A 26331-nucleotide genomic window follows, 5' to 3' on the forward strand; every position below is an offset into this window, starting at 1 on the left:
AACGTTTCTGGACACCGCACCAAGTCAGGTCGGTAGGCGCCAGACCTGGTTGGCGTCGCCGAAGCAGTCCCAGATCTGTAGCCGGGTGCCATCGGCGGAGCTGTTGCCGGTGGCGTCGAGACACCTGTTCGACACCGGGTTGCGCAGCGTGCCGTTGGACTGGGCCTGCCAGACCTGGGCACCGGTGCCGTTGCACTCCCACAGCTGGATCGGGGTGCCGTTGGCGGTGCCGGCGCTGGTCACGTCCAGGCACTTGCCGAGGGCACGCAGGGTGCCGTCGCTGGCCACGGTCCACCGCTGCGCGTTGGTGCCGTTGCAGGTGTAGAGCTGGATGGCGGTGCCGTTGGCGGTGGTCGCGGCGGCGACATCCACGCACTTGCCGGCGATGCCGGTGATCTGGCCGGTCCGGCCGGTCGGCGGCGGGGATCCGCCCATCACGGTGTCGTAGATGGCGCTGACCAGCGACGTCGAGCCACCGGTGTCCTGGGTCAGTTCCCAGTTCATCATGCCGCCGGCATTGGTCATCGCCCACTGGGTCTTGCGCTTGACCGTCGACACGCCGTTGTAGCACTGCTGAGCGCCGCCGACGGTGGTGCAGTCCCGGTTGGCGTTGGCCGGGTCCATGCCAACCAACTGGGTGTACGTGTAGTAGCCCGGCCGGCTGTAGAACGGCACCCCGAAAATGGCCTTGCTGGCCGGCAGGCCGCGAGCCTTCCAGCCGTTCACCGCGTTGATCGACCAGTCGTAGTTGGCGTGGGGACTACCACTGTCGTACGCCATGATGTTGAGAAAGTCCACGTAGTTGAAGACCGACGTCGGTACGCCGTCGCGGTAGTAGCCCTCCGCCACGACCGCTGCGGTGAGCAGCTTGCCCTGTGGGCGCAGAACGTTGCTCAACTGCTGCATCAGCAGGCTGTAGTTGTTGGCCGAGGTGCCCGGGTCCGGGTACTCCCAGTCCATGTCGACGCCGTCGAGGCCGTACTGGTTGACGACGTTGACCACGCTGTTGACGAATGTCGTGCGGGTGCCGGCGTTGGCCGCGAGTGCCTCGAAGGCGCTGTCGTCGCCGTTGTTCCAGCCGCCGACGGCGATGGAGACCTTGACGTTGTTCGCCCGGGCCAGCGACACCAGCGAGGTGAGCTTGCTCGGGTTCTCCAAGGCGCGCAGGGTGCCGTTGCTGTTGGGCAGCACGAACGCGTAGTTGATGTGGGTCAGCTTGGTGTACTGCACCGAGTTGACGTTGCCGGTCCAGGACGGCAGGTAGCCCACGCTCTTGAAGTTGTTGGGCAGAACCACCGCCTGCGCGGCGGTCGGGGCGACGGCGAGGGTGGCGCTGGCGGTTGCCAGCGCGAGCAGAGCGGCGGCGAGGGCGGAGCGCGGCCGGGGACGTGGTGAGGACATCGAGGACCTTCCCGTGGCAGGTGAGGGTGCCGTGCCGCCACGGCCGGTCGCTGTGGAGCCGCCGATGACCGGCCGTGGCGTACGGGTGCTGGGTTCCTCGAGGCAGCCAAATCTTAAAGAGTGTTAACGGTAACGGTCAATGATGTTATTCGATCAGATCTGCTGCCGGCCCAGCCGACGTCGTCCGGCCCGCCGGCTGCTCCGTGATGCCGTGACGAACGGACCGGCCCTGCGGGGCGAGCCCCGCACGGCCGGTGTGGCTCGGCCCGGTCAGCCTGCGGTGCAGGACCTGATCTGCGGGCGGGCGCTGGAGTTGCCGTTCATCATCGTGGTGAAGCCGAACGTGTTGCCGCTGCCGTCGGAGCGCATCGTCATCACGTTGCCGCTGCCGTCCCAGGTCGGGCTGCCGCTCCAGGTAGCGGAGATCCGCTGCGGCGGGGTGATGGCGACGACCACCGACCAGGTGCTGGCCCCGCTGACCGTCACGGAGGTGTTGTAACGGTCACCCCAGACCTGGCCGGGCGTCACCGTCGCGGTGCAGCCGCCGCCGGGCGGCGGGGTGGTCGGGTTGCCGGTGGGCGGCGGGGTCGTCGGGTTGCCGGTGGGCGGCGGGGTGGTCGGGTTGCCGGTGGGCGGCGTGCCGCTGTTCAGCGCGGTGAGCACGGCGTCGTACGCCGGCTTCTTCTGGCCACTGCCGTTGAACAGCAGCGGGTTCTCGCTGGAGCGCCACGAGTCGGAGTCGCGGATGCCCCAGACGGTGATGCCCTTGCAGCGCGCGACGGCGAGGCAGTCGTTCACCACGTTCCGGTACGCGTCGGACGGGGCGTTGCGGATGTCCAGCTCGGTGATGTGCACGTCGACGCCGAGGGCGGCGAAGCTGGACAGCGTGGTGCGGTAGTTGCTCGGGTAGTTCGAGCCGCCGGTGAAGTGCGACTGCAGGCCGACGCAGTCGATCGGCACGCCACGGCTCTTGAAGTCCTGGACCATCCGGTAGACGGCCTGGGTCTTGGCGTCGTTCCAGTTGTCGATGTTGTAGTCGTTGTAGCACAGGTCGGCGTTCGGGTCGGCCTGCCGGGCGGCGCGGAAGGCCGCCTCGATCCAGTCGTTGCCGGTGCGCTGGAGGTTCGAGTCACGTCGGGCGCCGCTGCCGCCGTCGGCGAACGCCTCGTTCACCACGTCCCACCACTCGATCTGACCCCGGAAGTGGGTGGCGACCTGGGTGACGTGGTCGAGCATGGCATTGCGCAGCGTGGTGCCGGACATGTTCTGCATCCAGCCGGGCTGCTGCGAGTGCCAGGCCAGGGTGTGCCCGCGGACCAGCATGCCCTGACTGCGAGCGTGCTGGACGAGCCGGTCGGCGTTGCCGTAGTTGAACTGCCCCCGGTTCGGCTGGAGCGCGTCGATCTTCATCTCGTTCTCGGCGGTGACCTGGTTGAACTCACGGTTCAGGATGGTCGCCTCGACCGTCCGGGTGCGCGGGAAGAGTTGGCCATGACGCTCCTTCCGGGTCCGGTGGCCCATTTGGGCAGCATGAATCCGGACTTATGGGTGCGAAAATTGTGGACCGGTGCACACCATGGCCAAAGGGTCGCATCGGCCTTACTGGGCCGAAGTATTGCAGCGAGATTTCACGCACGTCAATGATTTCCGAAAGTTCTACGGAAGTTTCGGAGCGTCACTGGGCATGACGGCCACCACCGCCATGCCCAGGCGCCCGGCTCGCAGCGTCGGAAGCTACCGGGCGGCGCAGGTGGGGGTCATCCCGCTGCCGGCGCCGGTCCCCTGGAAGCCGAACTCGGTCGACTGCCCGGCGGCGACGGACCCGTTGTAGCCGACATTACTGAAGGTGACCGCTCCACTGGAGCCGCTGCGTTGGGCGTTCCAGGCGTTGGTGACGCTGGTGCCGGAGGGCAGCGTCATGGTGACCGCCCAGCCGTTGAGGGCGGCCGGGCCGGCGGTGACCCGTACGGTGGCGACGAAGCCACCCGTCCACTGGTTGACCGACACCGACGCCGAGCAGGCGCCGCTGGCCGGCGGCGTGGTGGGTGGCGTCGTCGGCGGCGTGGTCGGGGGCGTCGTCGGCGGCGTCGTCGGCGGCGTCGTCGGCGGCGTGGTGGGGGGCGTGGTCGGCGGCGTGGTCGGCGGCGCGGTCGGGCCGTCGGCAAGGGTCGGCGTCTGCCAGTCCCGCCACTCGGAGAGGTTGCCGGCCTTACGGCTGGAGATCCGGAAGACGCCCGCCGAGTCGCCCGTCTTGAGCAGGAACTTCTGAATGTTCTGCTGCAACGGGACACGCCACTCCGACCGGGAGGCGCAGTGCGTGCCGTCCTGGACGTCGGACCAGTAGCTGATGTTGTCGCCGACTCCGAGTGCCCGGTAGACCTCCGCTCCGGCCAGCGCGGCGACGCTGGAGGACCGGGCGGCCAGCCAGTCGATGTGCGGGTTGTCCATGATGAGCAGTCCACGCGGAGCCACCATGGCCACGGTCTGGTGAGTGTCGATCGGCAGGTTCGCCGGGTTGCCGGTGTACGAGCCGAAGGCGTCACCCAGCCACGGCTGCTCGCCGTACGCGCTGCTCAGCGGTTGGGCGCCGGACTCGCCGGGGATGCCCCGGAAGATCGGCGAGCCGGCGCTGCCCGACTCGATCGGCATGGTCAGGGCGATCCGCTGGTCGAAAGCGCCCGTCACGAAGGCCCCCTTGCCGTAGCGGGAGCACCCGGTGACACCTGTCGCGTCCGCGCGCAGGATGTTTCCGCCCGACTGCTCGATGACGTCGATGATCCGGCTGACGCCCCAGGCCCAGGCGACCAACAGCCCGCTGCTGCTCGACGAACCGTAGATGCCGTAGAAGGCACCCTGCTTGTTGTTGCGGGGGGTGCCCTCCCGCCCCACGGCGAGCGGGTCATAGCTGATCACCGCGGCGCCGGCGGACCGGATGGTCGCGGTGTCCGCGCCGAACCCGCCCAGTACCACCACGGCAGGGTAGGGCCCACTGCCACCGCTGGGCAGTTGCACGCTCGCGGAAAAGCTGGCGGTACGGCCGTTGTGCGCCACGTTCACCGTGATGCTGGTGTTCGAGACCGTGCCGCTGACGGTCTGCGGTTTCGCCGGCTTGTCGCCGTAGACGTACCGCTGCGCGAGCTGCTTGGTCGCCGCACGCTGACAGCGCCAGTCCGACTTGGCCGAGATTCGGCTCCCGTCCGGCCTCCGGAAGGGGTCGGGCAGTCTGGGGTTGGCCGAGGGCGTACCCGGAATCGGCGTCGGACAGTCGACGCCGTCGTCCTCCACCGGGGAGACGACCGCGAGGCCGTCGGCGGCCCGGGCCACCCCCACTTCCGCCACCGTCAGGGTCGTTGCGGCGAGGGCGAGCGCCGTCACCGCAAGTACGACCACCACCGAACGGCTCCGTGGGCGGGCAAGCTTCACAGTCACTCCAGACCCCTTCCGAGCAGACGCTGAGAGGATGGTGTTGATCGAGGTTCATCGATCGGTATCCGCAGGGTAAGTTTCGAACCGGAAAACGAAATATGTCAATATAGTTTCGGTGATTATCGGTAGGGAGGTCCGGTCGACGTCGATGCCTGTTCCCGAGTGAAAGGATCTGGTGTTGCCCACCGACGTCAACAACCGACGCCGCCGCGATGGATGAGGAAGTCATCCTCGGGGTAGACACGCACAACGACCAGCACGTCGCAGCAATAGTCACCGTGCTCGGTGCGCTGATGGCCACCCGGGCATTCCCAACCACCGCAGCCGGCTACACCGCTTTGGTGGACTGGGCGCACGGACACGGTCGGCTGCGCCGCGCCGGTGTGGAGGCACCAACTCCCACGGCACCGCCGACACCGGCACCTGCACCGCGACGGGCTGCAGGTCATTGAGGTCAACCGGCTCGACCGAGCGGTACGCCGCCGCCGCGGCAAGACCGACGCCATCGACGCGGAGAACGCCGCCCGCGCGGTGCTGTCCGGGCAAGCCACCGGCCTGGCCAAAAGCGGCGACGGCGCCGTAGAGGCACTCCGCATGTTCAAGATCGCCAAAGACTCGGCGGTCAAGGCCCGCACCCAGGCATCAACCAGCTCAAGGCCGTGCTGGTGCGAGCCGACCCGATGCTGCGCGAATCACTAAACGGTCTCGGTCGAGTCGCGTTAATCCGCGCCTGTGCGGACCTGCCCAGCAGCACCGCACAGGACACCCGTGCGGCGGCCACCACGGTCCTGCGCATCCTGGCCCGCCGTGTCCTGGCTCTCACCGACAAGCACCGCGTCCTGCAACAACAGATGAACGCCACCATCACCGCCTGCGCGCCGCAGCTGCTCGAGCAGCACGGCGTCGGTCCCGACACCGCTGCGGCGCTGCTCATCGCTGCAGGCGACAACCCCGACCGGCTGGCCAACCAAGCCGCGTTCGCCGCCCTCTGCGGCGTCAACCCCATCGACGCGTCATCAGGCAAGACCATCCGCCGCCGCCTCAACCGCGGCGGCGACCGGCGCGCCAACAGCGCCCTCTACACCATCGTCCTGACCCGGCTCGGCCGCGACCAACGCACCCGCGACTACGCCACCAAGCGGGCAACTGAGGAAAAATCGACGAAGGAAACGATCCGCTGCCTGAAGCGATACGTCGCCCGGCAGATCTTCCCCTTCATCACCGCAGCCCTGCCACCAGCGACAACACCCAATCCGGTGACTTGGCAAACATAGGGGCGTCACCACGCCGCCCCGTTCCGAATCCCGTACCGCAACAACGGCTCAATGACCGCTCACTGCCCATCCGCCAGGAAGATCACGCCGAGGTGTCACAAAGCTCCTCAGCCGCCGGACGGGCCAGCGTTGCCGGGCGTGCCGGAGGCAGCGGCGCCCGACCGGACGGCGTAGGCCTTGACCGTCTCCTGGCCGGTCAGGTCCGCGATCCGGTCCATCACTTCGTCGGTCATCGCCCGAAGTTCCCGGGCGTTGTGGCGGGTCTCGTTGGAACGCCGGAAGTACAGCGGCTTGCCGAAGTGGACGCTGACCTCAAGGCCGGCGCGGGGTAGGAGCTTGCCGAGCGGCTGTACGGCGTCCGTGCCGGTCAGACCCACCGGGATCACCGGGGCGCCGGTCATCAGCGCCAGTCGGGTAACGCCGGTCTTGCCGCGATAGAGCCGGCCGTCGACGGACCTGGTGCCCTCCGGGAAGATGCCGAAGACCTTCCCACTGAGAATGACCTGGCGGGCCTGCTCAAGGCCGGCGAGAGCGGCCCGGCCGCCGCTGCGTTCCACCGGGATCTGACCCACCGACCGCATGAACAGACCACGCAGTCGTCCTTTGGCGCCGGTCTCGACAAAATAGTCGGACTTGGCCATGAAGAACACCAGACGTGGACAGGCGACGGGCAGGAAGAGGTGATCGGCCACGGAGAGGTGATTTGCGGCAAGAATGACCGGGCCGCTTTCCGGCACGTGCTCGACTCCGCTGACCCGCAGTTTCCAGAACGTCTTCAGTGTGGGGCTGGCGATCATGCGGAGGCCGGAATATGCGAGTGACAACGTGCCTTCCAGGTGTCCACGGGCCGGCTCCGCAGGCGGTCGCCCGGCCATTCTGAGTTGCGTCACGGCCCACTTCCGCAACCCTCCTTATTGTAGACCCCCTCACGCCTTCCGTGGGGTACGGAGCCGGGCCCCCATCGACCGTCTCGATAGACGAGTCCGCTGTTCGCCCTGATCAGGACCGCATTGAGATGGTGCGCGCCGCTGCCGGCGAGGAAGACGACGGTGGCCGCGATGTCGTCGCCCGAGCCAATGCCGAACATCGACCGCCGCGCGGCTTTCCTCGAGGAGCTTCTCATCGCGAGCCTCACCCAGCCCGGTCTCCAGCAGGTCGGGAGGAAGCGTGTCGGCGGTGATGCCGGGAGCGTGCCATCGGAGGAAGTGGGACAGCCGACCCGAGGTCACGCTCGGCGCGGTCCCGACGCCGCGACGGGCGGCCACCTGGTCGTCGGCGATTCCGCCGACCTGACCGCCAGGACGATGCGCTGATGCCTTCGGGGAGATGGCGAAGTACGGGCATCGAGCTGGTGGAGGAAGCGCCACCCTCCCGGGTGAGGCGCCGACCGCACCTTGTGGTCGGACGCGGCCACCGTCAGCCGGTCACACGCCCGTACCCTGCCGTCCAACGCCGCCTGCTCCGCGGCCGGCAGCCAACAACGGGGTCTGTGCCGCACGCGCCATAGAGAGAAGCAGGGGAGGTAAAAGATGGGAGAGAGCCTGCTCGACACGGCCCTGCGATACGCGGAGGCCGGTATCCCGGTGATGCCGTTACACACCCCCGTACCCGGCGGAGGTTGTTCCTGCCGGGAACGTGACGGGTGCGGCTCGCCGGGAAAGCATCCACGGCTGCGGCACGGGTTGCACGAGGCGTCCACCGACGCCCGGCTGGTCCGGTCGTGCTGGCGGCGCTGGCCACGAGCGAACATCGGCCTGGCCACCGGCGACGTCTTGGATGTGTGCGACGTCGACACCAACGACGGCCTGCACGCGGTCCTCGATCTGCTCGACGTGGTCCGCCCGGCTGGGCCGCTCGTGCGTACGGGGCTCGGCTACCACCTGTGGTTCGCCTCGACGGGGTACGGCAGTCGGATCGGGTTGCTGCCCGGGGTGGACTGGCGCGGCCGGGGCGGGTCGGCGGTCGCGCCGCCGTCGCTGCACGCGACCGGCCACCGGTACCTGTTCACCCAGCCGTGGAACGGCGGCACGCTGCCGCAGTGCCCACCGGCGCTTGCGCGGTTGGTGGTCCCACCGGCGCCGGTGTTGGCGGTCGCGGCCGAGCCGATCGCCGACCTCGACCGGTACGCGCAGGCCGCGCTGGACGGGGAGGTCGGTCGGATTCTGGCCGCGCCGCGTCCTGTGTTCAGGGGCGGGCAGCGGGTGAGCGGCGGTGGGCGCAACAACGCGGTGAACCGGGCGGCGTTCCGGCTCGGCCAGCTCGCCGCGAGTGGAGCGCTCGACGAGTCCGTGGTGCGGCCCCGGTTGACCGACGCGGCGGTGTCGGTCGGATTGGGCCAGGCGGAGGCGCGGCGCACGATCGCGTCCGGTTGGCGTGCCGGTCTCCGCCGCCCCCGCCGCTAACCCGGTCCGCGACCTCGGTTGGTGGTCGTTGTCCACCGCTGGTGAGGGCCGGGGCCGGTGGGGCCGAGCGTGCGCAGCGGCCGGGCGGGCATCGACCCCGCCGACATCAGATCGCGCCGGGTGACCCACGAGGACGACCACGGCCGGAGCGGAGGTCCACAACCATCAGCCGCCGCGGGCGGCCGCCCTTGCGGCGAGCGGCAACCGCCTGAGGTTGTTTACCCTGGGTTCACCACCGGTCCACATCTGGTCCACTCGCGCACAGATCGCGTCCCGACCAGCGAACCGACCCGAGTCAGACGATCGCGGAAGCGCCCGGCGCGCGCCAAAAGTCCAGGTTGGCACAACACTGCCATTGACCCGGTTCGATGCATCCCAGTACTATTACCGAAATAGTTCCCGCAAGTTTACCGAGACTTTTGGTTGCGTTCGGTCACCTGGCCGCAGCTCGTGCCGACGAGATGAGACGGGGCCGGCGCGACAGCGACCCAGGAGGAAAACACCAGATGTCGCAGCTCATCCTGTTCGCGATCGACATCGGCGCGGTGGTGCTGCTCGTCTTCGGGCTCTACTTCCCGAGACACCGGCGCCGCGACCTGGTGGTCGCCTACCTCGGCGTCAACGTCGGTGTCCTCGCAGTGGCCAGCGCGCTCAGCGCCAGCAACGTCGGCGCGGGCCTCGGGCTCGGGCTGGCGCTGTTCGGCGTACTGTCGATCATCCGCCTGCGGTCGACGGAACTCGACCAGCACGAGGTCGCGTACTACTTCTCCGCGCTCGCCCTGGGCATCCTCGGTGCGTTGAGCACCACCTCGGTCTGGCTCAGCGCCGGGCTGATGGGCCTCATCCTCGTGGTGATATTCCTGGGCGACCATCCCCGGCTGCTCCGCCACTACCGGCACCAGATCATGGTGCTCGATTCAGCCGTGACCGATCATGTGACCCTCGTAGCCCAGCTGGAGCAACTGCTCGGCGCACGTGTGCACGTCGCCACCGTGCAGCGAATCGACCTGGTCAACGAGACCACCGTCGTTGACGTCCGCTACTCGGTCAACGGCCGGACGACCAGGGCCACCGCAACCCAGGCCAAGGCGGGAGCCGCCCGATGAGCATCCAGCCGATCACCGCGCCCCTGGCAGCCATGGACACCATCGGGTTGACCGAACTCGTCGACCGGGCCGCCCTGCAGACCAGGGTGGACCGCAAGTACCTCGTCCCGCTCGACCGGTTGCCACTCCTGCTCGACCAGCTCATCCCGCACGCACGGGTGCTGGAGATCGGCGGTGCGCGAAGCTTCCGCTACGAGTCGGTCTACTTCGACACCCCGAGGTTGGCCAGCTATCACTGCGCGGCCTACCGGCGACGACGCCGCTTCAAGGTGCGCACCCGCACCTACCTCGACTCGACCCTGTGCTGGCTCGAAGTCAAGATCAGCGGAGCGCGCGACAGCATCACCAAACATCGGTTGCCATACGATCCGGGTGACCGCACGACCGTACGACCCGGCCGTGACTTCGTCGACCAGGCGCTCGCGCGGGAGGCGATCTGCCCGCCCGCCGGCAGCGCCCTCGATCCGGTGCTGGTCACCAGCTACCGCCGGGCGACACTGCTGCTGCCGGCGACCGCCAGTCGGGTCACCATCGACACCGGGCTCGCCTGGCAGGCCGGCGGCACCTCACTGCACCTGCCGGATGTGGTCGTGGTCGAGACCAAGACCAGCGCCGCCGCATCACCGGCCGACCGGCTGCTCTGGCAGCTGGGGCTGCGGCCCGCCCGCATCTCCAAGTACGCCACCGGGCTGGCGGCGCTGCGTCCGGACCTGCCGGACTCGCCCTGGCGTCGGACACTGCGCCGCCATTTCCGCACCACCCCGTCGGTGGGCACGACACCGACCGCCACCACCCACCGTCCCGTTCAGGAGGCATCGTGCGTCTGACCGACCGCAGCGTCGGCACCTCGGCGGCAGCCCTGCGCATCGCAGGGATCGCGGCCGTCGCCGCGCTGGTCACCGGGTTCCTCGTCCCGTCGCCGGCACCGGCCGGTGCCGAACCCCTTGCCGGCACGTCCGGTTCCACCATCCCGGTCGACCGGCCCGCCGGTGTCCGCACCGCCGCGGACACCGCCGCGGCTACCGAGGCCGCCGAAGATCTGGTCGGCGACATCGGCTTCTCCGTACCCAGCGGCACCTTCTCCGGAGCGGTCTCGGTGTCGCTGAGCACCACCGTGAGCGGTGCCCAGATCCGCTACACCACCGACGGGCGCCTGCCCGACGCGCAGTCGCCGCTCTACTCCGGCACGGCGCTGCGCTTCACCCGTACGACGCAACTGCGGGCCCAGGCGTTCGTCGGGCAGACCGCCTCGGGCGCACCCGGCACCGCCATGTACGCCGCCCGCGACACCAGCACCGCACACGACCTGCCGGTCGTCCTGATCGACTCGTACGGTGCCGGGCGGCCCGACCGGGAGTACCTCGACGCCACCACGATGATCTTCGAGCCGGGCGGCGGCAGCACCTCCCTGGCCGCCGCACCCACCGTGGCCACCCGGGCCGGTTTCCGGCTGCGCGGGCAGTCGTCGGCGATGTTCGCCAAGACGCCGTTCCGGCTCGAGTTCTGGGACAACGAGGACGACGACGCCGACTACCCGGTGCTCGGCATGCCGGCCGACTCCGACTGGGTACTGCGCGGGCCGTTCAGCGACAAGGCGCTGATCCGGGAGGCGTTCGTCTACGACCTCGGGCGGCAGATGGGCCTGCCCGCGCCCCGGTACGCCTTCGCGGAGTTCTACCTGAACACCGATGCCGCCCCGGTCGGTGCCGACGACTACATGGGCGTCTACATGATCGTCGAGACGATCAAGAACTCCAAGAACCGGCTCGACCTCAAACAGCTCCGCGAGGACGACCGGACCCTGCCGAAAATCACCGGCGGCTACATCTTCAAGTTCGAGTGGATGGCCGCCGAGGAGCCGACCCTGTCCTGCACCGGGCCGGCGGCGAGCTGCTGGAACTACCTGGAGGTCGCCGATCCGTCGCCGCTGCAACCCGAGCAACGCGACTGGTTACGCAGCCACATCCAGGAGTTCCACAACGTGCTGCGGGCGCCGAACTTCGCCGACCCGGTCAGCGGCTACCGGGCGTACATCGACGTGGGTTCCTTCATCGACCAGCTCATCATCAACGAACTGAGCCGGGAGATGGACTCGTACATCCGCAGCGCCTACTTCTACAAGGACCGCGACACCAAGATCTTCGCCGGTCCGCTCTGGGACTACGATCTCAGCTTCGGCGTGGGCGGCTTCTTCCAGAACGACCAGACCTCCGGCTGGCAGTACCAACAGGTCCGCCAACCGGTGGCCAACGACTGGTTCACACAGTTGATGCGTGACCCGGCGTTCGTCAACGAGGTGCGGCTGCGCTGGCAGACACTGCGCCGGGGCGCGCTCTCCGACGCGTCGTTGCAGGCTCGCATCGACGGCCTCAGCGCCCCGCTGACGGCCGCCGCGCAGCGCAACTTCCAGCGCTGGCCGAACCTGAGCAACCGAAACGTCGGTCCCTTCATCACGCCGACCGCGCCGACCTGGCAGGGGCAGGTCCAGTTCATGCGGGACTGGATGCTGCGCCGGGCGGCCTGGCTCGACTCCACCGCTGGCTGGGGTGGATCGACCACGCCACCCCCGACCACCCCACCGCCGACCACGCCACCCCCGACGACGCCGCCGCCCACCACCCCACCGCCCACCACCCCACCGCCCACCACGCCGCCGCCCGGCGGTAGCGGCTGCACGGCGACCTACACGGTGACCAACCAGTGGTCCGGCGGCTTCCAGGGCGAGGTACGGGTCACCGCGGGCGGTTCGGCGATCAGCGGTTGGACCGTGACCTGGACCTACCCGGCCGGGCAGACGGTCACCCAGGCCTGGAACGCGACGGTCACCAGCCAGGGCTCGGCGGTGACCGCCCGCAACGTCAGCTACAACGGCAACCTGGCCGCGGGCGCCAGCACCTCGTTCGGTTTCCTCGGCTCCGCCACCGGCACACCCGGCACACCCACGCCGACCTGCACGGCGAGCTGATCTGCCGATCGCGCTCACCGAGCAGCTCACCTCGCGGACCCGCCCGGCACCGGACAACTGAAGCTCCGGGGCCGGGCGGCCGTCCGGGTGCCGCGGGCCGGTGTCACCGGAAAGCGGCGTGGCACGGTTGGTGCCCGCTCGTCGGGGGCACCAACCGAATGCTCAGGCGATCCGACGGACCCGCCACACCGCGAGATAGAACAGGATCGCGGCGAGTGCGACGAAGACCCCGGTCTCGATGCCCTGGAACAACCAGTACCCCTCGGCCGGCTGGTAGAGCACCCAGTTGTACGCGTCCGCGCCGAACTCACCACCGCACGGCCCCGTCGGCGCGGTGGCGTCCGGTGGACAGATGATCTGGGCGCCCGGCGCCACCATCGCTCCGCTGTCGTCCCGGATGCCGTACGAGAGGGTCCAGGCACCCCGCAGGGCGGTCTCGTCCAGGCCTGTGGCGGAGACGAGCGGCGTGGCGTGCTCACCGCCGGGTGCCTTCGGTGAGATAGGCCAGGATCAGGTCAGCCGGGCCGCTTGGCCAGCGCGAGGGCGAGCGCCACCTGGGCCGCATCGTCGTCGCCACCAGGGCGGTGATTTCCTCAGCCGTGAGTCCCACCGCCTGCGCCCGACGCACCCAGTCGACCAGCTCGGCGCGCAGCTCGGCCTGGTTGACCAGGGCTTCGCGGTGCAGCGTCGCGGTGACGAAGGTGGCGACACCGGGTCACCCCTCCGCCAGGCCTTCGAGTTCCAACTCCCGGTACGTCTTGAGCACGGTGTTGGGATTGATGGCCAGTGGCTGCGCCACCTCGCGGACCTTCGGCAGCTGGTCGCCGGGGGCCAGCCGGCGAGGAACAATGTTCTCAGCTGGCAGATCGGTCCCGCTTTTCGTGCTACGGTGAGCCACGTTGCAGTTTTGATTCCGTAGACGTCGCCAGCGCCTGAGGGTATCCAACCCCCCGGGCGCTCTTTGTTTTCTCGTCCTGTCCGGACACGGGTGATCAACGCGGCGACCTACGAAGGGCCGCACCGTGCGGCGCTTCGACAGCCTGCGAGGAGAAGACATGGCTTCCGGCACCGTCAAGTGGTTCAACGCGGACAAGGGCTTCGGCTTTATCAGCCAGGACGGCGGTGGCGCCGACGTGTTCGCCCACTTCTCGGCGATCTCCGCCAGTGGCTACCGCAGCCTGGAGGAGAACCAGCGAGTGGAGTTCGATGTGACCCAGGGTCAGCGGGGCCTGCAGGCGGAGAACATCCGCCCAGTCTGAGGTGAACTCCCGGGTACGACGGACCGACTGGTTCAGCGGACCGCCGTACCCGGGAGGCAACCCCGACGTCCGCCCACCGGGTTCCGCCCGCGCGGCCCACGCCGCACCCTGGGTTCGGGTGACCGGCCGTCCGCTGACCACCGAGCCGGTGCCCGCGCCGCCGGCAGGGTCCGGCACGATCGGCAGCATGGTGTTTCACGGGCTCGCGTACACCGCGACACCGCACGACCGGGCCGCTGGCCTACGCGCCGACCCGGCCCGGATCGTCGACCTGCTCGACCGCGACGACAGCCAGGTGCTGCCCATGTGGCGCGACCGACCACTGCTGACGGCCGACGGCAGGCCGGTGCGGCTCACCGGTGCGCCCGCCCGCACGCTGGTGGCGGCGGCCGGTCAGACCGCCCTGCTCGGCCTCGACGGCACCAGCGCGAGCTTCGCCGCCGATCTCAGCGAGGTCGAGGAGACCGAGGCACTGCGCCTGGCTACCGCGCACGGCAGCGCTGACCTGCGCGCGCTGGCCACCACCCTGCCCGCGCCACTTGCCGCGACCCTGGCGTACGCGCGTGGCCTGCTCTACTGGAACCGGCACGCCAGATACTGCGGTACCTGCGGCGCCACCACGGCCAGCGGCGAGGCCGGTCACCTACGGGTCTGCCAGGGCCCCGACTGCGGCAGGCAGTTGTTTCCCCGGATCGAACCCGCCGTCATCGTGCTCGTCGAAGACCCCAGTCCGCAGCCACGCTGTCTACTCGCCCGCCATCACGGTGCCGGCCCGGACGGCTTCTCGCTGCTCGCCGGTTTCGTCGAGATCGGCGAGAGCCTGGAGGGCACCGTCCGCCGCGAGGTCGGCGAGGAGGCCGGCGTGACGGTCGGCGCGGTCAGCTACCAGGGTTCCCAGGGGTGGCCGTTTCCGGCCGGCCTCATGGTCGGCTTCGTCGCCCGGGCCGTCGACGAGACGATCGCCGTGGACGGGCGCGAACTGCTTGAGGCCCGATGGTTCACCCGAGCCGAGATCGTCGAACGCATTCTCGACGGTCCCGGCTCCGGACCGGCCGACTCCATCGGCGGTCGGCTGCTGCGCTCCTGGGCCGGGCTCGACCGGCCGCCGCTCCGGCACGCCGAGGTCTGAGACCTGGCCAGCAGGGTGCACCCGCGAATGGCGTCCGGCGAGGAGAGCAGGTTAGCCTGCCCTAACTCAGCGAACGTGAGGCGGGGGCATGACACAGACCACGGGGCGACTGATCCGCCGGATGTTCTGGCGGCAGCGTCGCGACACTGCCCTGTGCGCCGCCTTCTGGTCACTGCACCAACTGTGTGAGGCTCTCGTCCCGGTGGCCATCGGCCTGGTCATCGACCAGGCCGTCGGTACCGGGTCGAGCTCGGCGATGGCCTGGTCCGTGCTGGGCATCTTCGCGCTGTTCACCGCCCTCACCATGGGCTGGCGGTCGGGCTTCTGGTTCCTGTCCCGGGCGGTCACCGAGGAGTCGCACGAGTTGCGGATGCGGGTGGTCCGGCGGGTGGTCGGTGGCCAGGGGATCCGGACCAGCCGACAGAGCGGAGAACTGCTCTCGATCGCGACCTCCGACACCCAGTCCGCCGCCGAACTGCTCGAACTGGGCAGCCGGGCGGCGAGCGCGCTGGTCGGGCTGGCAGTGTCGACGGTCGTGCTGCTGCGGATCGACTTGTCGCTGGGGCTCGGCCTGATGGTCGGCGTGCCGATCCTGGTGCTCGGGCTCAACGCCCTCGGGCCGATCGTCGGTCGCCGCACGTCCGCCCAGCAGCAGGCGGTCGGTCGGGCCGCCGCCACGGCGTCGGATCTGCTGCGCGGTCTCCGACCGCTGCGCGGTTTCGGTGGCGTCGACGAGGCCGTCGGCCGTTACCGCACGGCCAGCCGGACGTCGCTGCGCGCCGGCATCGGCACGGTCAAGGCCGGTGCCACGTTCATCGGTGCGTCCACCTTCACCACCGGCCTGCTGATCACCGCCGTCGCCGCCCTGGCGGGCTGGTACGCCCTGGCAGGGCGGATCACGGTCGGCCAGCTCATCACGGTCGTCGGGCTGGCCACCTTCCTCACCGATCCGGTGCTCAACCTCGCCGACTGCGTCTTCCGGCTGGCCACGGCACGGGCCAGCGCGGCGCGCGTGGCCGAGGTGCTCGCCGCACCGGAACGGGTGCCCTCCGGGACGCGTACGGCCCGGCCGGGAACGCTGGCCCTCGACGCCGTGCACGCGCCGCGCCTGGACGGCGTCGACCTCGCCGTGTCTCCCGGCGAGCTGGTCGGCATCGTCACCGCGGAGACCGGCACCGCCGACAGCGTCACCGAACTGCTCGCGGGATCGCGGTCGCCGGACCGGGGCGAGGTGCGGCTGGCCGGCACGCCGGTGCGGGAGCTGGACCTCACCTCGCTGCGCCGGACCGTGCTTGTCGAACCGCACGGGGTCGACCTGTTCGGCGCCACCCTGCGGGAGGTGCTCCAGACCGCCGACGACCCCGACGATGCCGCCCTGCGCACCGCGATGACCTCGGCCGCCGTCGGTGATCTGCTCACCGACGGCGTCGGGTTCGACCGGGAACTCGTCGACCATGGTCTGAACCTTTCCGGCGGCCAGCGGCAGCGCCTCGCGCTGGCCCGCGCGCTGCTGGCCGACCGGCCGGTGACCGTCTTCCGCGACCCGACGACGGCGATCGACGCGGTCACCGAGCATGCCATCGCCGACGGCATCCGCGCCTACCGGATCGGCGACGACCGGGCGACCGTGCTGGTCACCACCAGCGCGCCGCTGCTCGACCGGTGTGACCGGGTCGTCTTTCTCCACGCCGGCCGGGTGGCGGCCGTCGGGCGGCACCGCGACCTGCTCGCCGACTCGTCGTACGCGGAGGTGGTGCTGCGGTGACTGCCAGGGCCATGATCCTGCCGGTGGCGACCGGCCGGGTCACCTTCACCGCCTTCCGGCGTGCCCTGCGGCGCTATCCGACGCTCGCCTGGACGTCGGTGGCGGCGGCCACGGCGGCGAGTGTCGCGGCCGTCGTCGTGCCGATCCTGCTCGGCCGGCTGGTCGACCTGGTGGTGGCCGGCGGCACCGTCGGCGAACTACTGCTGACCTCGGCGTTCATCCTCGGCGCGGGCCTGGCCGCCGCGGTCCTCACCGGCACCGCCAACTGGCTGGTCACCGAGTGGGGCATGCGGGCCTGCGCCGATCTGCGCGAGGAGGTGCTCGACCGGGCGCTGCGGATGGACGCCACCCGGCTGGAGAGTGCCGGCTCCGGCGACGTGGCGTCCCGGGTCACCGAGGACGTGGAGCGGGTGACCGACTCGGTGCGGCTGGCGGCCGGCATCTTCACCGCACTGGTCACCGTCGTCATCACCTTCGCCGGTTTCGCCACCCTCGACTGGCGCATCGCCGCCGCGTTCCTGGTCGTCTTCCCGGTGTACGTGCTGAGCCTGCGCCGTTTCGTGCCCCAGGCGAAACGGTTGTACGCCGCCGAGCGGGAAGCCGCCGCGGTGCGTACCCAGGGCCTGCTGACCACGTTCACCGGCGCGCGGACGGTGCACGCGTACGGCATGCAGGACCGCCAGAGCCGCCGGGTCGAGCAGTCCTCCCGGCACGCCGTCGTCGCGCGCCTGCGAGCGGTACGCGGTTTCCTCTGGTTCGCGAACACGATGAACTACGCGGAGGCGCTCGGACTGAGCGCGGTGCTGCTGACCGGCTTCCTGCTGGTACGCGCGGGTGACAGCACGGTCGGCGACGTCACCGCCGCGGCGTTGCTGTTCCATCGACTCTTCGGTCCGCTCGGCCTGTTGCTGATGTCGTTCAACGACGTCCAGTCTGCTGGCGCGGCGCTCGCCCGGCTCGTCGGCATCGCCGGCCTCGACGTACCCGAGTCGCGGCCGTCCGGACCGGTAGCCGGGTTGCCGGCAACGGGCGTCACCGCCAAGTCGGTCTGGCACCACTACCCGGGCGGTCCCGCCGTCGTGCAGGATGTCTCGATCGAGATCGCCGGGGGCGAGTCGTTGGCGATCGTCGGCGAGAGCGGAGCCGGCAAGACGACCCTCGCGGCCATCCTCGGTGGCGTCTTCCCCGCCGCCGAGGGCGAGGTATGGCTGGGCGACCGCCCGATCGGTGAGCTGTCTGCGGCCGAGTTGCGCCGGACCGTCGGCGTGGTCACCCAGGAGGTGCACGTCTTCGCCGGCACCCTCGCCGACGACCTGCGGCTGGCCGCTCCGGATGCCGCCGACGAGGACCTGCACGCCGCGTTGCGGCTGGTCGGAGCCGACGGTTGGGTCACCGCCCTACCCGACGGGTTGGCGACCCGGGTCGGCGATGGCGAACACCCGCTCACCGCCGGCCAGGCGCAACAGCTGGCACTGGCCCGCATCGCGCTACTCGACCCGCCGGTCGTCGTCCTCGACGAGGCCAGCGCCGAGGCCGGCAGCGCGGGTGCGAGACAGCTCGAACAGGCCAGCGCCGCGCTGGTCCGGGGCCGCACGGCCGTGGTGGTCGCGCATCGGCTCAGCCAGGCACACACCTGCGACCGGATCGCCGTGATGGCGCACGGCCGGATCGTCGAACTCGGCACCCCGGACGATCTGATCGCGGCCGGCGGCCGGTACGCCGACCTCTGGTCGGCCTGGCGACGCTGACCCGGCGGCCCGGGCCAGGCCGAGATACGCGCGGCCGTGCGAGGCGAGGTCGAGGGCGGACCGAGCTGCGCCATCATCATCAGCGGCGAGGTGGTCGCCGACATCGGCGGTGAGGCGTACACCCGTACCGCCGGGGAGGCCGTCGCCTCTGACTCACGCCTGGCCCGCCGCTACCGCGATGCCAGTGGTCAGCCGGCCCACCTGGTCATCGCAGTCACGCCGCCCAACCGTTGAGCGGGCTGACGGGGCATCGCGCTGTTGCGACGACCGCACCGGTCGCTACTGTCGTCGGCGTGGATCTACACGACATCGCCATCCGGCTCGGCGTACCCGTCGAGGACGTCGAGCGCGTGGATCGGCTCGCGGGCGACCACCCGTCCGCCCCGGTGCCCGCCAGAGGCGACGCGCCCGGGCTGCTCGACCGGCTCGCGGTGCGGCCGGACGATGCCGCCGAGATCATGGCGGGCTGGCCCGACCCCGACTCCACGCTGTGGACCCCGGAGCTGCGCTGGCTGCTCGACCGCTCGATCGCCCTGGTCCGCGCGGATCTCGGGGGCCACGAGTGGCTGCCGCCCGGTCCGGCGCTGCCGCGCGAACGGGGCCCCGCCTGGCAGCATCTCTACGTCTACACGTACCTGGCCCTGGTCGACGTGGTCACGGAGTATCACCGTGCCCACGGCGTCCCCGACACCGTCTCCTGGGTGACCCTCGCTGATCTGGGCCGCAACCTCGCAATCGACCGGCGGATGGATCGCGAGGGCTGGTCGGTCATGCAGAGTTGGCTGACGCTGCACTCGCGCGGCGCGGTCTACGAGTTGGGTCGGCTTCAGCACCATCGCGGCGGCACCGCCATCGACCTGCACATCCCCGACTCGGGGTCGCTGACCCCGGAAGCGGTCGAGGCGTCCCTCGACGAGGCACGGGTCTTCTTCCCGCGCCACTTCCCCGACGAGCACTACACGTCGTTCGCCTGCGGTTCGTGGCTGCTCGACCCGCAGCTGCGAGAGTACCTGCCCGAGGAATCCAACATCGTCCGCTTCCAGCGACGTTTCGAGCTGGAGCCCTATCAGGAACCGGATGGGCTCGACGCCGACGTCGAAGTGGTGCGGTTCGTGTTCCGTACCCTGACCACGCCGCTGGATCAACTGCCGCGGGACACCGCGCTGCAACGCGCCGTAATCGACCACCTTAAGGCCGGCCGCCACTGGCAATGGCGCCACGGACGTTTCCCGATCGAGCCGGTCCGCTGACCGCGACGGTTCATACCGCCCTCCCCTGGTGCTGCCGCTTGTTGGCGGGACGGGGGGGGACCCCCCGGGGGGGTGCGCGCCCCGCTGCGCGTAAGGGTCAGCTGACGGTGCAGGTCGCGCCGTTGAGGGTGAACGAACTCGGTTCGGCGGTGTTGCCGGTGTGGGTGGCCTGGAAGCCGATGCCGACCGACGCGTTCGGGGCGATGGTGCCGTTGTACGACATGTTCCGCGCGGTCACCTGCCCGGAGGTCGGTGAGTAGCTGGCGTTCCAGCCGCCGGTGATGGTCTGCCCGCCGGGCAGCGTGAAGACCAGTGACCAGTCGTTGATGGTGGAGCTGCCGGTGTTGGTGATGGTGATCTGCTCGGTCAGCCCGTTGTTCCAGGCGTTGACCTCGGCGGTGACCCGGCACGCTCCGCCACCGGGCGGCGGGGTGGTCGGGCTCGGCGGCGGGGTGGTCGGGCTGGGGGGCGGGGTGGTCGGGCTCGGCGGCGGAGTGGTCGGGCTGGGGGGCGGGGTGGTGCCGGTGCCGAACTGGGTGAAGAAGCGCCAGGTCTCGCCCGGCAGCCAGGTCCGGGAGCCGCTGTCGCCGGGGGCGCCGTCCTGCGGTGCGGCGATGTGTCCCTCGTCGAACGCCGCCCAGACCACCGGGTAGCCGGACGCGCAGCCGGAGTAGGTGGTGCTGCGGTGGGTCAGGCTGCCTTGCGATGGTTCCGGCGGGTTCTGCGCGGTGCAGCCGTTGTTGCGGACGAACCGGTCCCGCAGCGACCGCCCGTTGGAGATGTTGAGGACGCTGTCGCGGATGCCGTGTGCCCCGAAGTAGGCGACCGGCTGGGTGCCGCCGCTGCATCCACTCAGCTGCGCGCCGCTGTAGACGGCGACGGCGCGGAAGATGTTCGGCCGGGCGCAGGCGACGGCGAAGCTCATGGCGCCGCCGTAGCTGAACCCGAGCGCGAAGCGCTGGGTGGTCTCGACGCAGAGGTCGCCCTCGATCTGCCGGAGCATGTCGTCGACGAACGTGACGTCCTCGCCACCGGAGTTGGCCCAGCCGCTGTTGAGGCCCTGCGGCGCGACGAAGATGGTGCTGTTGTTCGACAACGGCAACAGTCCGTAGTAGGCCCAGGTGTCGCGCTGCACGGTCTGGCCGGTGGCGACGTCGGTCGCCGAGCCGTTGAGCCAGTGGAAGCCGAACACCAGTCGGTACGGGTGGTTGTTGTTGTAGTTGTCCGGCACCCGCAGGATGTAGCTGCGGTTCTTGCCGCTGCTCTGGATGGTGTGGGTACCGCTGCGCAGCGTGGGAGCCTTGCCGCAGCCGGCGGTGGCGGCCAGGATGCCCGACTGGGCGGCCGGGACGCTGCCGACGTTCGCGCTGAGTGTCGTACCGGCGGCGGCCAGCACCATCAGGGCCGCGAGTGCGACCGGTCCGAAAATCGATTTACGCCTGGACATCGTGACTCCATTCCGCGCCCGTTGTGGACGCGCGGCGGTACGGCGCATCGCCCTGGTGGCGGCGCCGGGAACGGCCGGCGTACCGCGGGGTTGCGCCTGGATACGGTGCGACACCGGTTCGGGCTGTCAGTTCAGGTGGGCGGCCCGGAGCGGCGCTGCTCGGCGTGTGCCACGGCTCCCGCGACGTACCGTCAGCCGCCCTGGACCGGCGGCGTGACCCGTCCCGCACGGGGCCCGCAGTGCCCGTCAGCCGGCGCAACGCGCCGCGGCTCGCCTGGTCACCGACCGGGCGGGGAACGTCGGAGCGTGCCCTTCGCTCCTGCCTCCGAAACGTAGCCAGTGAGCGATGACATCGCAAGATGTAAATGTTTGAACTCGGAAGGGAGACGCCTGTGCGTCGGTTCCCCTACTTGCTGGCACTGCTCGGCATCGGCCTGTCCGGCACGTCGGCGCGGCACCCGGCTCCGGCGGCGGCGCGGACCGCACCCAGCGCCACTCCGGGCATCGTGGTCGTCGACGGCATGACCCAACCGGTGTTCCCGCTCACCGACGCGATCGAGGAGCGTACGCCGCTCCCGGCCGAACTCGTGAGGTGCCACACCAGGACCGACTCGGTGGACAGCACGCTGCCCAGCGACTCACGGTTGCCGTTGCAGATCTCCTCCCCCGTCGACAGCCGGCGCTCGCCTCGATCCGGCTGCGTTACGTCCGCCGGCCCGCTGGGCGGCCGGTGACCGGCCGCCCAGCGCCAGGATCAGCGACCGACGGTCAGATCGCCGCAGTCGGTCTCGTCGGGCAGCAACGGTCGCAGGGCCACCGTCCACCGCTTGCCGTCCGAGGCCCATGGGGTGGCCGCGTTCGCCGCCGCCGCGGCGGTGAGCACCTGCTTCGCCTCGTCACCGGTCGCCGTGACACAACCCAGACCCAGGCCCTCGCTGAGTTCGGCGCCCGGCAGCGCCGGCCCGGGCCAGGCCACCTCGGGCTGCTCGCCGGCGTCGGCGTTGGCGACCCAGGGCTCGGCCACGGCGGCGACAGCGGTCGGCACGTACGGCTGTGTGTCAGTCGGTGCGGCGGCGAGCGGACCGGACTCGGCGGTCAGCGAGTCGGCGAACTTCCGCAGGGTGTCCCGTTTCGCCCGCTGCTCGGCGGTGAGTCCGGTCTGCGCTCCGCCGGACTCGGCCAGGGCGTACACGTCGAGTTCCTCGACCCCGTTGTCACCGAGCACGGTGAAGCGGGTCGTGGGCGCGTCGGCGACCGGCGGCGTGCCGAAGTCCGCCGGGCCGCCCACCCCGGCGGCCCGGGCCGCCTTGAGCAGTTCCGTCACCTCGGTGGCGCTGATCGTGCCCACCTGCAGGTTGGGCAGCGCCGGACCGGGATAGATCAACGGCATCGGCCCCTGGATGATCACGCGGCCGTCACCGTAGACGCTGACCGGGGGCAGGCGGGTGGCCAGCATGGCTGGCGTGACGAACCCCCCGGTGTACTCCATCCGGAACACCACCGCGTCCGCGGAGTAGGACCGCTCGGGTGAGTCCGCCTCTCCCGACCCGGCGCCACCGGCCTGCTGGCCGCAGGCCGCGGAGGTCAGCAACAGCAGAGGGACGACCGCGAGTCGCCCGCTTCGACGAATGCTCATGCCGATCGGACGTCGGCGGGCGCCGACCGGTTCCCTGCGATGGGCACCGGCGCGGTCGGCCACAGGCCCCGGGTCAGCAGCAGCGTCAGGCCAGATTGATGGTGAACGCCGCGGTGTGCACCTTCCCGTCCACCTGGAAGTCGAAGAACGCCCGGTAACGGCCGGCACTGGGCGCGGTCAGCCAGAACTTGACCGCGCCGTCGACCAGCTCCGGCTCCGGGTGGACGTGCAGGAAACCCAGGTCCCCCTCGCGCACCACCACCAGATGCCCGTACGCGCCCAGGTAACGCTCCAACTGCACCGGCCCGTCGCGGTCCACCCGGAGGGTCAGCGGGACGGTCATCCCGATGGTGGGCGTGCCGGCCAAGGTCACCGCGTACGGACCAGTCGTCGTCTGCGGCTGCGGCGGGGGCAGTCCGGCCGGTTGATAACTGCCCGGCACCTCGTGGTCGACGCCGAGCACCAGCGGCAACCCTCTGCCGTCATCCGTGGTCACGGTGAAGTCCGCGTAGATGCGGTAGCCGCCGGGTCGGGTGAGTTTCAGCGGCACGCTCCAGGTGCCGTCGTCCCCCATCGTCGGGTGCAGGTGCTGGTATCCACCGAGGTCACGGCCGACCACGATCATGTGCAGCGGCTTGTCGTGCACCACCGCGAAGCGGGTCACCGGCTGCCCGTCGACCCCCACCACCCGGAACCGGTAGTCGGTCGTCGCGCCGGCATCCTGGGAGCGCAGCACCGGCTTCAGGGTGTACCCGGCGGCGCTGACGGTCGTACCGGTGGCCTGGTCCTGGCCGTCACCCGGATGCGTGTGCGGGCCGGTTGCCGGCCCGTGCTGGTGCCCGTCACCGGCCGACACCGCCTGCGCCGCCTCCCGGCCGCCGCCGCCCGGTGCGGTGCCCGGCTGAGCGGTGTAGGTGGGGTCGTCGGCGGTGCCGATCCGGCCGAGGGCGAACCCGGCCAGCAGCGTCAGGACGAGTCCACCGACCAGCAACGCGAGACGCGTGTCGCCGATGCGGTGCCACCCACCCGTCGACGCGGATCCGCCGGCCGGTGTTTCGGGGACGACCGGCGCGGCGGTTTCCGCAGGTTCCCCGGTCGCCACCGGGGTGGTGGTCACCGCACGCTGGGCCGGGACCGCCGCCGGCACCGTGGCGGCCTTCGCGCCTCGCCGAGTTGCCGGGACCACCGCCGTGCGTTCACCACCCGTGGGGCGGCGCCCCTTGGTCTTTGCGGTCGACTTGGCGCGAGGTCGGGTGGCAGCGGACCGGCGTACCGCCTTGCGACTCCGCTCGACGCCGGCCGCACGGCGCTGCCAGGCGAAGAAGCCGACGACCGCGACGACGGCCACTACCAGGGCGGCCCAGCCCAGCGGGCCGATGCCGCCCGAATCCTCGGCCGGGGGTGGCGCGGCGGCGAGCGACGGGACCGGAGCGACTGATGAGGTGTCGCCGGCCGTCGCAGCCGGCACCGGCTGCGATCCGGTGTCCCCGTGCTGCTCGGCGGCGGCGAGCAGCGACGGATCCGGCTGACCGGTGGGCGGTTGCCAGTCCGGCGGCGTGGCCGTCGGCTTTCCGGTGTACCGGAAGGTGACCTTGCCGCGTACCGGGTCACCGTCCGAGGCCACCGACAGGTAGCTCACCGAGTACTGGCCGGCGGCGGGCAGGTGCGCGAGGGCCACCACCGCGGGAAAACCGGTGTTGTACTCGCGCGGCTCGAACACGCCGTCGACCAGGAAGTACTCCCGCACCGGACGGTCCAGAGCGCGGGGTTCGCCATGCGTCCAGCCGTTGTCGACCCGGCCACCGCCCGGCGCGGTGACGGTGAAGTACGCGTCCTCGCGGACCCGCTCGGTGAAGTAGAGCTGTACGGTCGTCACGGCCTTGTCGACGGTGGCGCCCTCGGCCGGCATGGACATCGCCAGGGTGCCGTGCGCTGAGGCGGGTGTGGCCGGCCCGAGCAGAACCACGCTGACGGCAAGGGCCAGAGCGAGCAGACCGGCGGCGACGCGGCCGTGAGCCCGAGGGAGATGACGCATCGAACCATCCTCGCGATGACGCCGCTTTCCGCAATAGGTCGTCATCTTTTTGTTCAGATAAGAAAAGTTCTCGTCGTTACGATCGATACCGGGGATGGTGGTCCACCGTTCGACGGCGTGCGCCACGCCACCTGGGGAGATCGCGGCGGCACCGAGCAGCACGCCGGCCGTCACCAGTGGGATGCGTCGCAGGGATATCGCAGCTGCGGGTTGAAGACCGATTCTTGGGCCGCAGGTTCGAGTCCGATCGGGCTTCGGAGCTTGTAGCTGCGTGGCGTACCGTAGCGCCGTGACGGTGTTTCGGATGGGCGAGGCGGCCGAACTGCTGGGGGTCAGCGCGGACACGGTGCGGCGTTGGGTGGATGCCGGTCGTCTCGCCGCCACCCGCGACGAGCAGGGACATCGATTGATCAATGGTGTCGATCTGGCCGCCTTCGTCCGGACCCAGGCCGGCGACCCGGACGGCCGTGCCGACGGGTCCTCGGCCCGTAACCGCCTCCGGGGGATCGTCACCGCCGTGCTCAAGGACGCCGTGATGGCCCAGGTGGACATCCAGGCCGGACCGTTCCGGGTGGTGTCGCTGATGAGCCGCGAGGCGGTCGACGACCTCGGACTGTCGGTCGGCTCGGTGGCGATCGCAGTGATCAAGTCGACCACCGTCGTCGTGGAGCGACCGCCGACCAACGCGGGCATCAGGAGTGATGGCTCGTGACGACCCGACTCCTGGCCGTGTTCGCTGCCATGGTGGCGGTCGCGCTCACCGGCTGCCACAGTGGCGAGACCACCGACGCGCCCCCGCGGGGCGGTGCCGTGACCGGTGACGTCACGGTGTTCGCCGCCGCGTCGCTCACCGAGTCGTTCACCCGGATCGGCGAGGACTTCGAGGCGGCGAATCCGGGCGTACGGGTCACCTTCAGCTTCGCCGGCAGTTCCGCCCTCGCGAACCAGATCAACCAGGGCGCTCCGGCGGACGTCTTCGCCTCCGCCTCTCCCGCGAACATGACGACGGTCGTCGACGCCGGCAACGGCGGCGGCGACCCACGCGTCTTCGTACGCAACCAGCTCGTGATCGCGGTACCGGACGGCAACCCGGGCGGGGTGAACGGCCCGGCCGACCTGACGAAGCCGGACGTCAAGGTCGCGCTCTGCGCCGAACAGGTGCCCTGCGGCGCGGCGGCGGCGCAGGCCCTGGACGCCGCCGGGACCGAACTCACCCCGGTCACGCTCGAACAGGACGTCAAGGCGGCCCTGTCCAAACTACGGCTGGGCGAGGTGGACGCGGCACTGGTGTACCGCTCCGACGTACGGGCCGCCGACGAGGACGTGGATGGCATCGAGTTCCCCGAATCAGCCCGGGCGATCAACGACTATCCGATCGTCGTGCTGAGCAACGCCCCGAACAGGCCGGCCGCCCGGGCGTTCGTCGACCACGTGTTCTCCGGGCCGGGCCAGGCCGTCCTCACCGCCGCCGGATTCCAGGCCCCGTAG

Annotated in this window: 25 protein-coding genes and 2 pseudogenes; 18 read left to right on the forward strand and 9 right to left on the reverse strand. The window is 70.5% G+C overall.

What is annotated here, in order from left to right; translation table 11 throughout:
* Positions 1-24: 24 nt before the first annotated feature.
* From AC2CHE_RS05195 to AC2CHE_RS05205, 3 genes are all read right to left on the reverse strand, one after another.
* On the reverse strand, positions 25-1401 hold the full coding sequence (locus AC2CHE_RS05195) for a glycosyl hydrolase family 18 protein (protein ID WP_484503739.1): 1377 nt from the start codon (positions 1399-1401) through the stop codon (positions 25-27).
* A 270-nt stretch (positions 1402-1671) separates the two neighbouring features.
* Positions 1672-2922 (reverse strand): glycoside hydrolase family 10 protein, encoded by a 1251-nt coding sequence (locus AC2CHE_RS05200; RefSeq protein ID WP_484503740.1) that lies wholly within the window; start codon positions 2920-2922, stop codon positions 1672-1674.
* A gap of 213 nt (positions 2923-3135) precedes the next feature.
* The gene (locus AC2CHE_RS05205) at positions 3136-4794 is read right to left on the reverse strand and encodes a glucuronyl esterase domain-containing protein (RefSeq protein WP_484503741.1); all 1659 of its coding nucleotides are present in this window, start codon (positions 4792-4794) and stop codon (positions 3136-3138) included.
* A 245-nt stretch (positions 4795-5039) separates the two neighbouring features.
* Here AC2CHE_RS05205 and AC2CHE_RS05210 point away from each other — a divergent pair, with 245 nt between their 5' ends.
* Genes AC2CHE_RS05210 through AC2CHE_RS05220 form a run of 3 tightly spaced genes read left to right on the forward strand, consistent with a single transcriptional unit; the run spans position 5040 to position 6101 of the window.
* Positions 5040-5279 (forward strand): hypothetical protein, encoded by a 240-nt coding sequence (locus AC2CHE_RS05210; protein ID WP_484503783.1) that lies wholly within the window; start codon positions 5040-5042, stop codon positions 5277-5279.
* Positions 5209-5526, forward strand: coding sequence for an IS110 family transposase (locus AC2CHE_RS05215; protein WP_484503742.1), 318 nt, complete (start codon positions 5209-5211; stop codon positions 5524-5526). Before AC2CHE_RS05210 ends, AC2CHE_RS05215 begins: the two co-directional genes overlap by 71 nt.
* On the forward strand, positions 5487-6101 hold the full coding sequence (locus AC2CHE_RS05220; RefSeq protein ID WP_484503743.1) for a transposase: 615 nt from the start codon (positions 5487-5489) through the stop codon (positions 6099-6101). Before AC2CHE_RS05215 ends, AC2CHE_RS05220 begins: the two co-directional genes overlap by 40 nt.
* Before the next feature lie 107 nt (positions 6102-6208).
* Here AC2CHE_RS05220 and AC2CHE_RS05225 read toward each other — a convergent pair whose 3' ends face one another.
* Positions 6209-6898, reverse strand: a complete 690-nt coding sequence (locus AC2CHE_RS05225) for a lysophospholipid acyltransferase family protein (RefSeq protein WP_484503744.1) — start codon at positions 6896-6898, stop codon at positions 6209-6211.
* A 261-nt stretch (positions 6899-7159) separates the two neighbouring features.
* Here AC2CHE_RS05225 and AC2CHE_RS05230 point away from each other — a divergent pair, with 261 nt between their 5' ends.
* The 6 genes and pseudogenes from AC2CHE_RS05230 to AC2CHE_RS05255 form a co-directional block, all read left to right on the forward strand.
* Complete coding sequence (locus tag AC2CHE_RS05230; protein ID WP_484503745.1) at positions 7160-7414, forward strand: hypothetical protein; 255 nt, start codon at positions 7160-7162, stop codon at positions 7412-7414.
* Between the two features lie 216 nt (positions 7415-7630).
* Positions 7631-8503, forward strand: a complete 873-nt coding sequence (locus AC2CHE_RS05235) for a bifunctional DNA primase/polymerase (RefSeq protein WP_484503746.1) — start codon at positions 7631-7633, stop codon at positions 8501-8503.
* Between the two features lie 506 nt (positions 8504-9009).
* The gene (locus AC2CHE_RS05240; protein ID WP_484503747.1) at positions 9010-9609 is read left to right on the forward strand and encodes a DUF4956 domain-containing protein; all 600 of its coding nucleotides are present in this window, start codon (positions 9010-9012) and stop codon (positions 9607-9609) included.
* Positions 9606-10436, forward strand: coding sequence for a polyphosphate polymerase domain-containing protein (locus AC2CHE_RS05245; protein WP_484503748.1), 831 nt, complete (start codon positions 9606-9608; stop codon positions 10434-10436). The genes AC2CHE_RS05240 and AC2CHE_RS05245 overlap by 4 nt, the downstream gene beginning before the upstream one ends.
* Positions 10427-12124, forward strand: a pseudogene (locus AC2CHE_RS05250) (CotH kinase family protein); the annotation flags it as partial. The gene AC2CHE_RS05245 and the pseudogene AC2CHE_RS05250, both read left to right, overlap by 10 nt.
* A gap of 39 nt (positions 12125-12163) precedes the next feature.
* Positions 12164-12574: pseudogene (locus AC2CHE_RS05255) on the forward strand (cellulose binding domain-containing protein); the annotation flags it as partial.
* 162 nt (positions 12575-12736) lie between these two features.
* On the opposite strand, the gene AC2CHE_RS05260 reads toward AC2CHE_RS05255, so the two are convergent.
* Positions 12737-12952: a hypothetical protein gene (locus AC2CHE_RS05260; RefSeq protein ID WP_484503749.1), complete on the reverse strand. Its 216-nt coding sequence runs from the start codon at positions 12950-12952 to the stop codon at positions 12737-12739.
* Positions 12953-13289: 337 nt separating this feature from the next.
* Positions 13290-13472, reverse strand: a complete 183-nt coding sequence (locus AC2CHE_RS05265) for a GntR family transcriptional regulator (RefSeq protein WP_484503750.1) — start codon at positions 13470-13472, stop codon at positions 13290-13292.
* A gap of 157 nt (positions 13473-13629) precedes the next feature.
* On the opposite strand from AC2CHE_RS05265, the gene AC2CHE_RS05270 reads away from it, so the two are divergent.
* The 6 genes from AC2CHE_RS05270 to AC2CHE_RS05295 all read left to right on the forward strand — a co-directional run bounded on the left by AC2CHE_RS05270 (position 13630) and on the right by AC2CHE_RS05295 (position 19725).
* Entirely contained in the window at positions 13630-13833 is a 204-nt protein-coding gene (locus AC2CHE_RS05270) for a cold-shock protein (protein WP_210823429.1), read from the forward strand.
* A gap of 187 nt (positions 13834-14020) precedes the next feature.
* Positions 14021-14962, forward strand: a complete 942-nt coding sequence (gene nudC / locus AC2CHE_RS05275; RefSeq protein WP_484503776.1) for an NAD(+) diphosphatase — start codon at positions 14021-14023, stop codon at positions 14960-14962.
* Between the two features lie 88 nt (positions 14963-15050).
* Positions 15051-16727: an ABC transporter transmembrane domain-containing protein gene (locus AC2CHE_RS05280; protein ID WP_484503751.1), complete on the forward strand. Its 1677-nt coding sequence runs from the start codon at positions 15051-15053 to the stop codon at positions 16725-16727.
* Positions 16724-18475: an ABC transporter ATP-binding protein gene (locus tag AC2CHE_RS05285; protein WP_484503752.1), complete on the forward strand. Its 1752-nt coding sequence runs from the start codon at positions 16724-16726 to the stop codon at positions 18473-18475. Before AC2CHE_RS05280 ends, AC2CHE_RS05285 begins: the two co-directional genes overlap by 4 nt.
* A 36-nt stretch (positions 18476-18511) precedes the next feature.
* Positions 18512-18709, forward strand: a complete 198-nt coding sequence (locus AC2CHE_RS05290) for a hypothetical protein (RefSeq protein ID WP_484503753.1) — start codon at positions 18512-18514, stop codon at positions 18707-18709.
* A gap of 59 nt (positions 18710-18768) precedes the next feature.
* Positions 18769-19725 carry an acyltransferase domain-containing protein gene (locus tag AC2CHE_RS05295; protein WP_484503754.1) on the forward strand — a complete coding sequence of 319 codons (957 nt, stop codon included), beginning with the start codon at positions 18769-18771 and terminating at the stop codon, positions 19723-19725.
* A 97-nt stretch (positions 19726-19822) separates the two neighbouring features.
* Here the strand turns inward: AC2CHE_RS05295 and AC2CHE_RS05300 are convergent, their stop codons facing one another.
* Entirely contained in the window at positions 19823-21172 is a 1350-nt protein-coding gene (locus AC2CHE_RS05300; protein ID WP_484503755.1) for a CE1 family esterase, read from the reverse strand.
* A 392-nt stretch (positions 21173-21564) separates the two neighbouring features.
* Between AC2CHE_RS05300 and AC2CHE_RS05305 the strand changes: the two genes are divergently transcribed.
* Positions 21565-21906, forward strand: a complete 342-nt coding sequence (locus AC2CHE_RS05305; protein ID WP_484503756.1) for a hypothetical protein — start codon at positions 21565-21567, stop codon at positions 21904-21906.
* Between the two features lie 20 nt (positions 21907-21926).
* Here AC2CHE_RS05305 and AC2CHE_RS05310 read toward each other — a convergent pair whose 3' ends face one another.
* Together AC2CHE_RS05310 and AC2CHE_RS05315 are read right to left on the reverse strand one after the other, a co-directional pair.
* Positions 21927-22808 (reverse strand): hypothetical protein, encoded by an 882-nt coding sequence (locus AC2CHE_RS05310; protein ID WP_484503757.1) that lies wholly within the window; start codon positions 22806-22808, stop codon positions 21927-21929.
* 85 nt (positions 22809-22893) lie between these two features.
* Positions 22894-24843: a copper resistance CopC family protein gene (locus tag AC2CHE_RS05315; RefSeq protein WP_484503758.1), complete on the reverse strand. Its 1950-nt coding sequence runs from the start codon at positions 24841-24843 to the stop codon at positions 22894-22896.
* A gap of 289 nt (positions 24844-25132) precedes the next feature.
* Here AC2CHE_RS05315 and AC2CHE_RS05320 point away from each other — a divergent pair, with 289 nt between their 5' ends.
* Both AC2CHE_RS05320 and modA read left to right on the forward strand, forming a co-directional pair.
* Positions 25133-25555 carry a TOBE domain-containing protein gene (locus AC2CHE_RS05320; RefSeq protein WP_484503759.1) on the forward strand — a complete coding sequence of 141 codons (423 nt, stop codon included), beginning with the start codon at positions 25133-25135 and terminating at the stop codon, positions 25553-25555.
* A gap of 29 nt (positions 25556-25584) precedes the next feature.
* Positions 25585-26331 (forward strand): molybdate ABC transporter substrate-binding protein, encoded by a 747-nt coding sequence (gene modA / locus AC2CHE_RS05325; RefSeq protein WP_484503777.1) that lies wholly within the window; start codon positions 25585-25587, stop codon positions 26329-26331.

This window comes from Micromonospora sp. ATLC16, from assembly GCF_057196645.1.

Coding starts and splice junctions, on each gene's coding strand:
- AC2CHE_RS05195 (WP_484503739.1), bottom strand. CDS start 1,401: ATGTCCTCACCACGTCCCCGGCCGCGCTCCGCCCTCGCCGCCGCTCTG.
- AC2CHE_RS05200 (WP_484503740.1), bottom strand. CDS start 2,922: ATGGGCCACCGGACCCGGAAGGAGCGTCATGGCCAACTCTTCCCGCGC.
- AC2CHE_RS05210 (WP_484503783.1), top strand. CDS start 5,040: ATGGATGAGGAAGTCATCCTCGGGGTAGACACGCACAACGACCAGCAC.
- AC2CHE_RS05225 (WP_484503744.1), bottom strand. CDS start 6,898: ATGATCGCCAGCCCCACACTGAAGACGTTCTGGAAACTGCGGGTCAGC.
- AC2CHE_RS05230 (WP_484503745.1), top strand. CDS start 7,160: ATGTCGTCGCCCGAGCCAATGCCGAACATCGACCGCCGCGCGGCTTTC.
- AC2CHE_RS05235 (WP_484503746.1), top strand. CDS start 7,631: ATGGGAGAGAGCCTGCTCGACACGGCCCTGCGATACGCGGAGGCCGGT.
- AC2CHE_RS05240 (WP_484503747.1), top strand. CDS start 9,010: ATGTCGCAGCTCATCCTGTTCGCGATCGACATCGGCGCGGTGGTGCTG.
- AC2CHE_RS05245 (WP_484503748.1), top strand. CDS start 9,606: ATGAGCATCCAGCCGATCACCGCGCCCCTGGCAGCCATGGACACCATC.
- AC2CHE_RS05260 (WP_484503749.1), bottom strand. CDS start 12,952: ATGGTGGCGCCGGGCGCCCAGATCATCTGTCCACCGGACGCCACCGCG.
- AC2CHE_RS05270 (WP_210823429.1), top strand. CDS start 13,630: ATGGCTTCCGGCACCGTCAAGTGGTTCAACGCGGACAAGGGCTTCGGC.
- nudC (WP_484503776.1), top strand. CDS start 14,021: ATGGTGTTTCACGGGCTCGCGTACACCGCGACACCGCACGACCGGGCC.
- AC2CHE_RS05280 (WP_484503751.1), top strand. CDS start 15,051: ATGACACAGACCACGGGGCGACTGATCCGCCGGATGTTCTGGCGGCAG.
- AC2CHE_RS05300 (WP_484503755.1), bottom strand. CDS start 21,172: ATGTCCAGGCGTAAATCGATTTTCGGACCGGTCGCACTCGCGGCCCTG.
- AC2CHE_RS05310 (WP_484503757.1), bottom strand. CDS start 22,808: ATGAGCATTCGTCGAAGCGGGCGACTCGCGGTCGTCCCTCTGCTGTTG.
- AC2CHE_RS05315 (WP_484503758.1), bottom strand. CDS start 24,843: ATGCGTCATCTCCCTCGGGCTCACGGCCGCGTCGCCGCCGGTCTGCTC.
- modA (WP_484503777.1), top strand. CDS start 25,585: ATGGTGGCGGTCGCGCTCACCGGCTGCCACAGTGGCGAGACCACCGAC.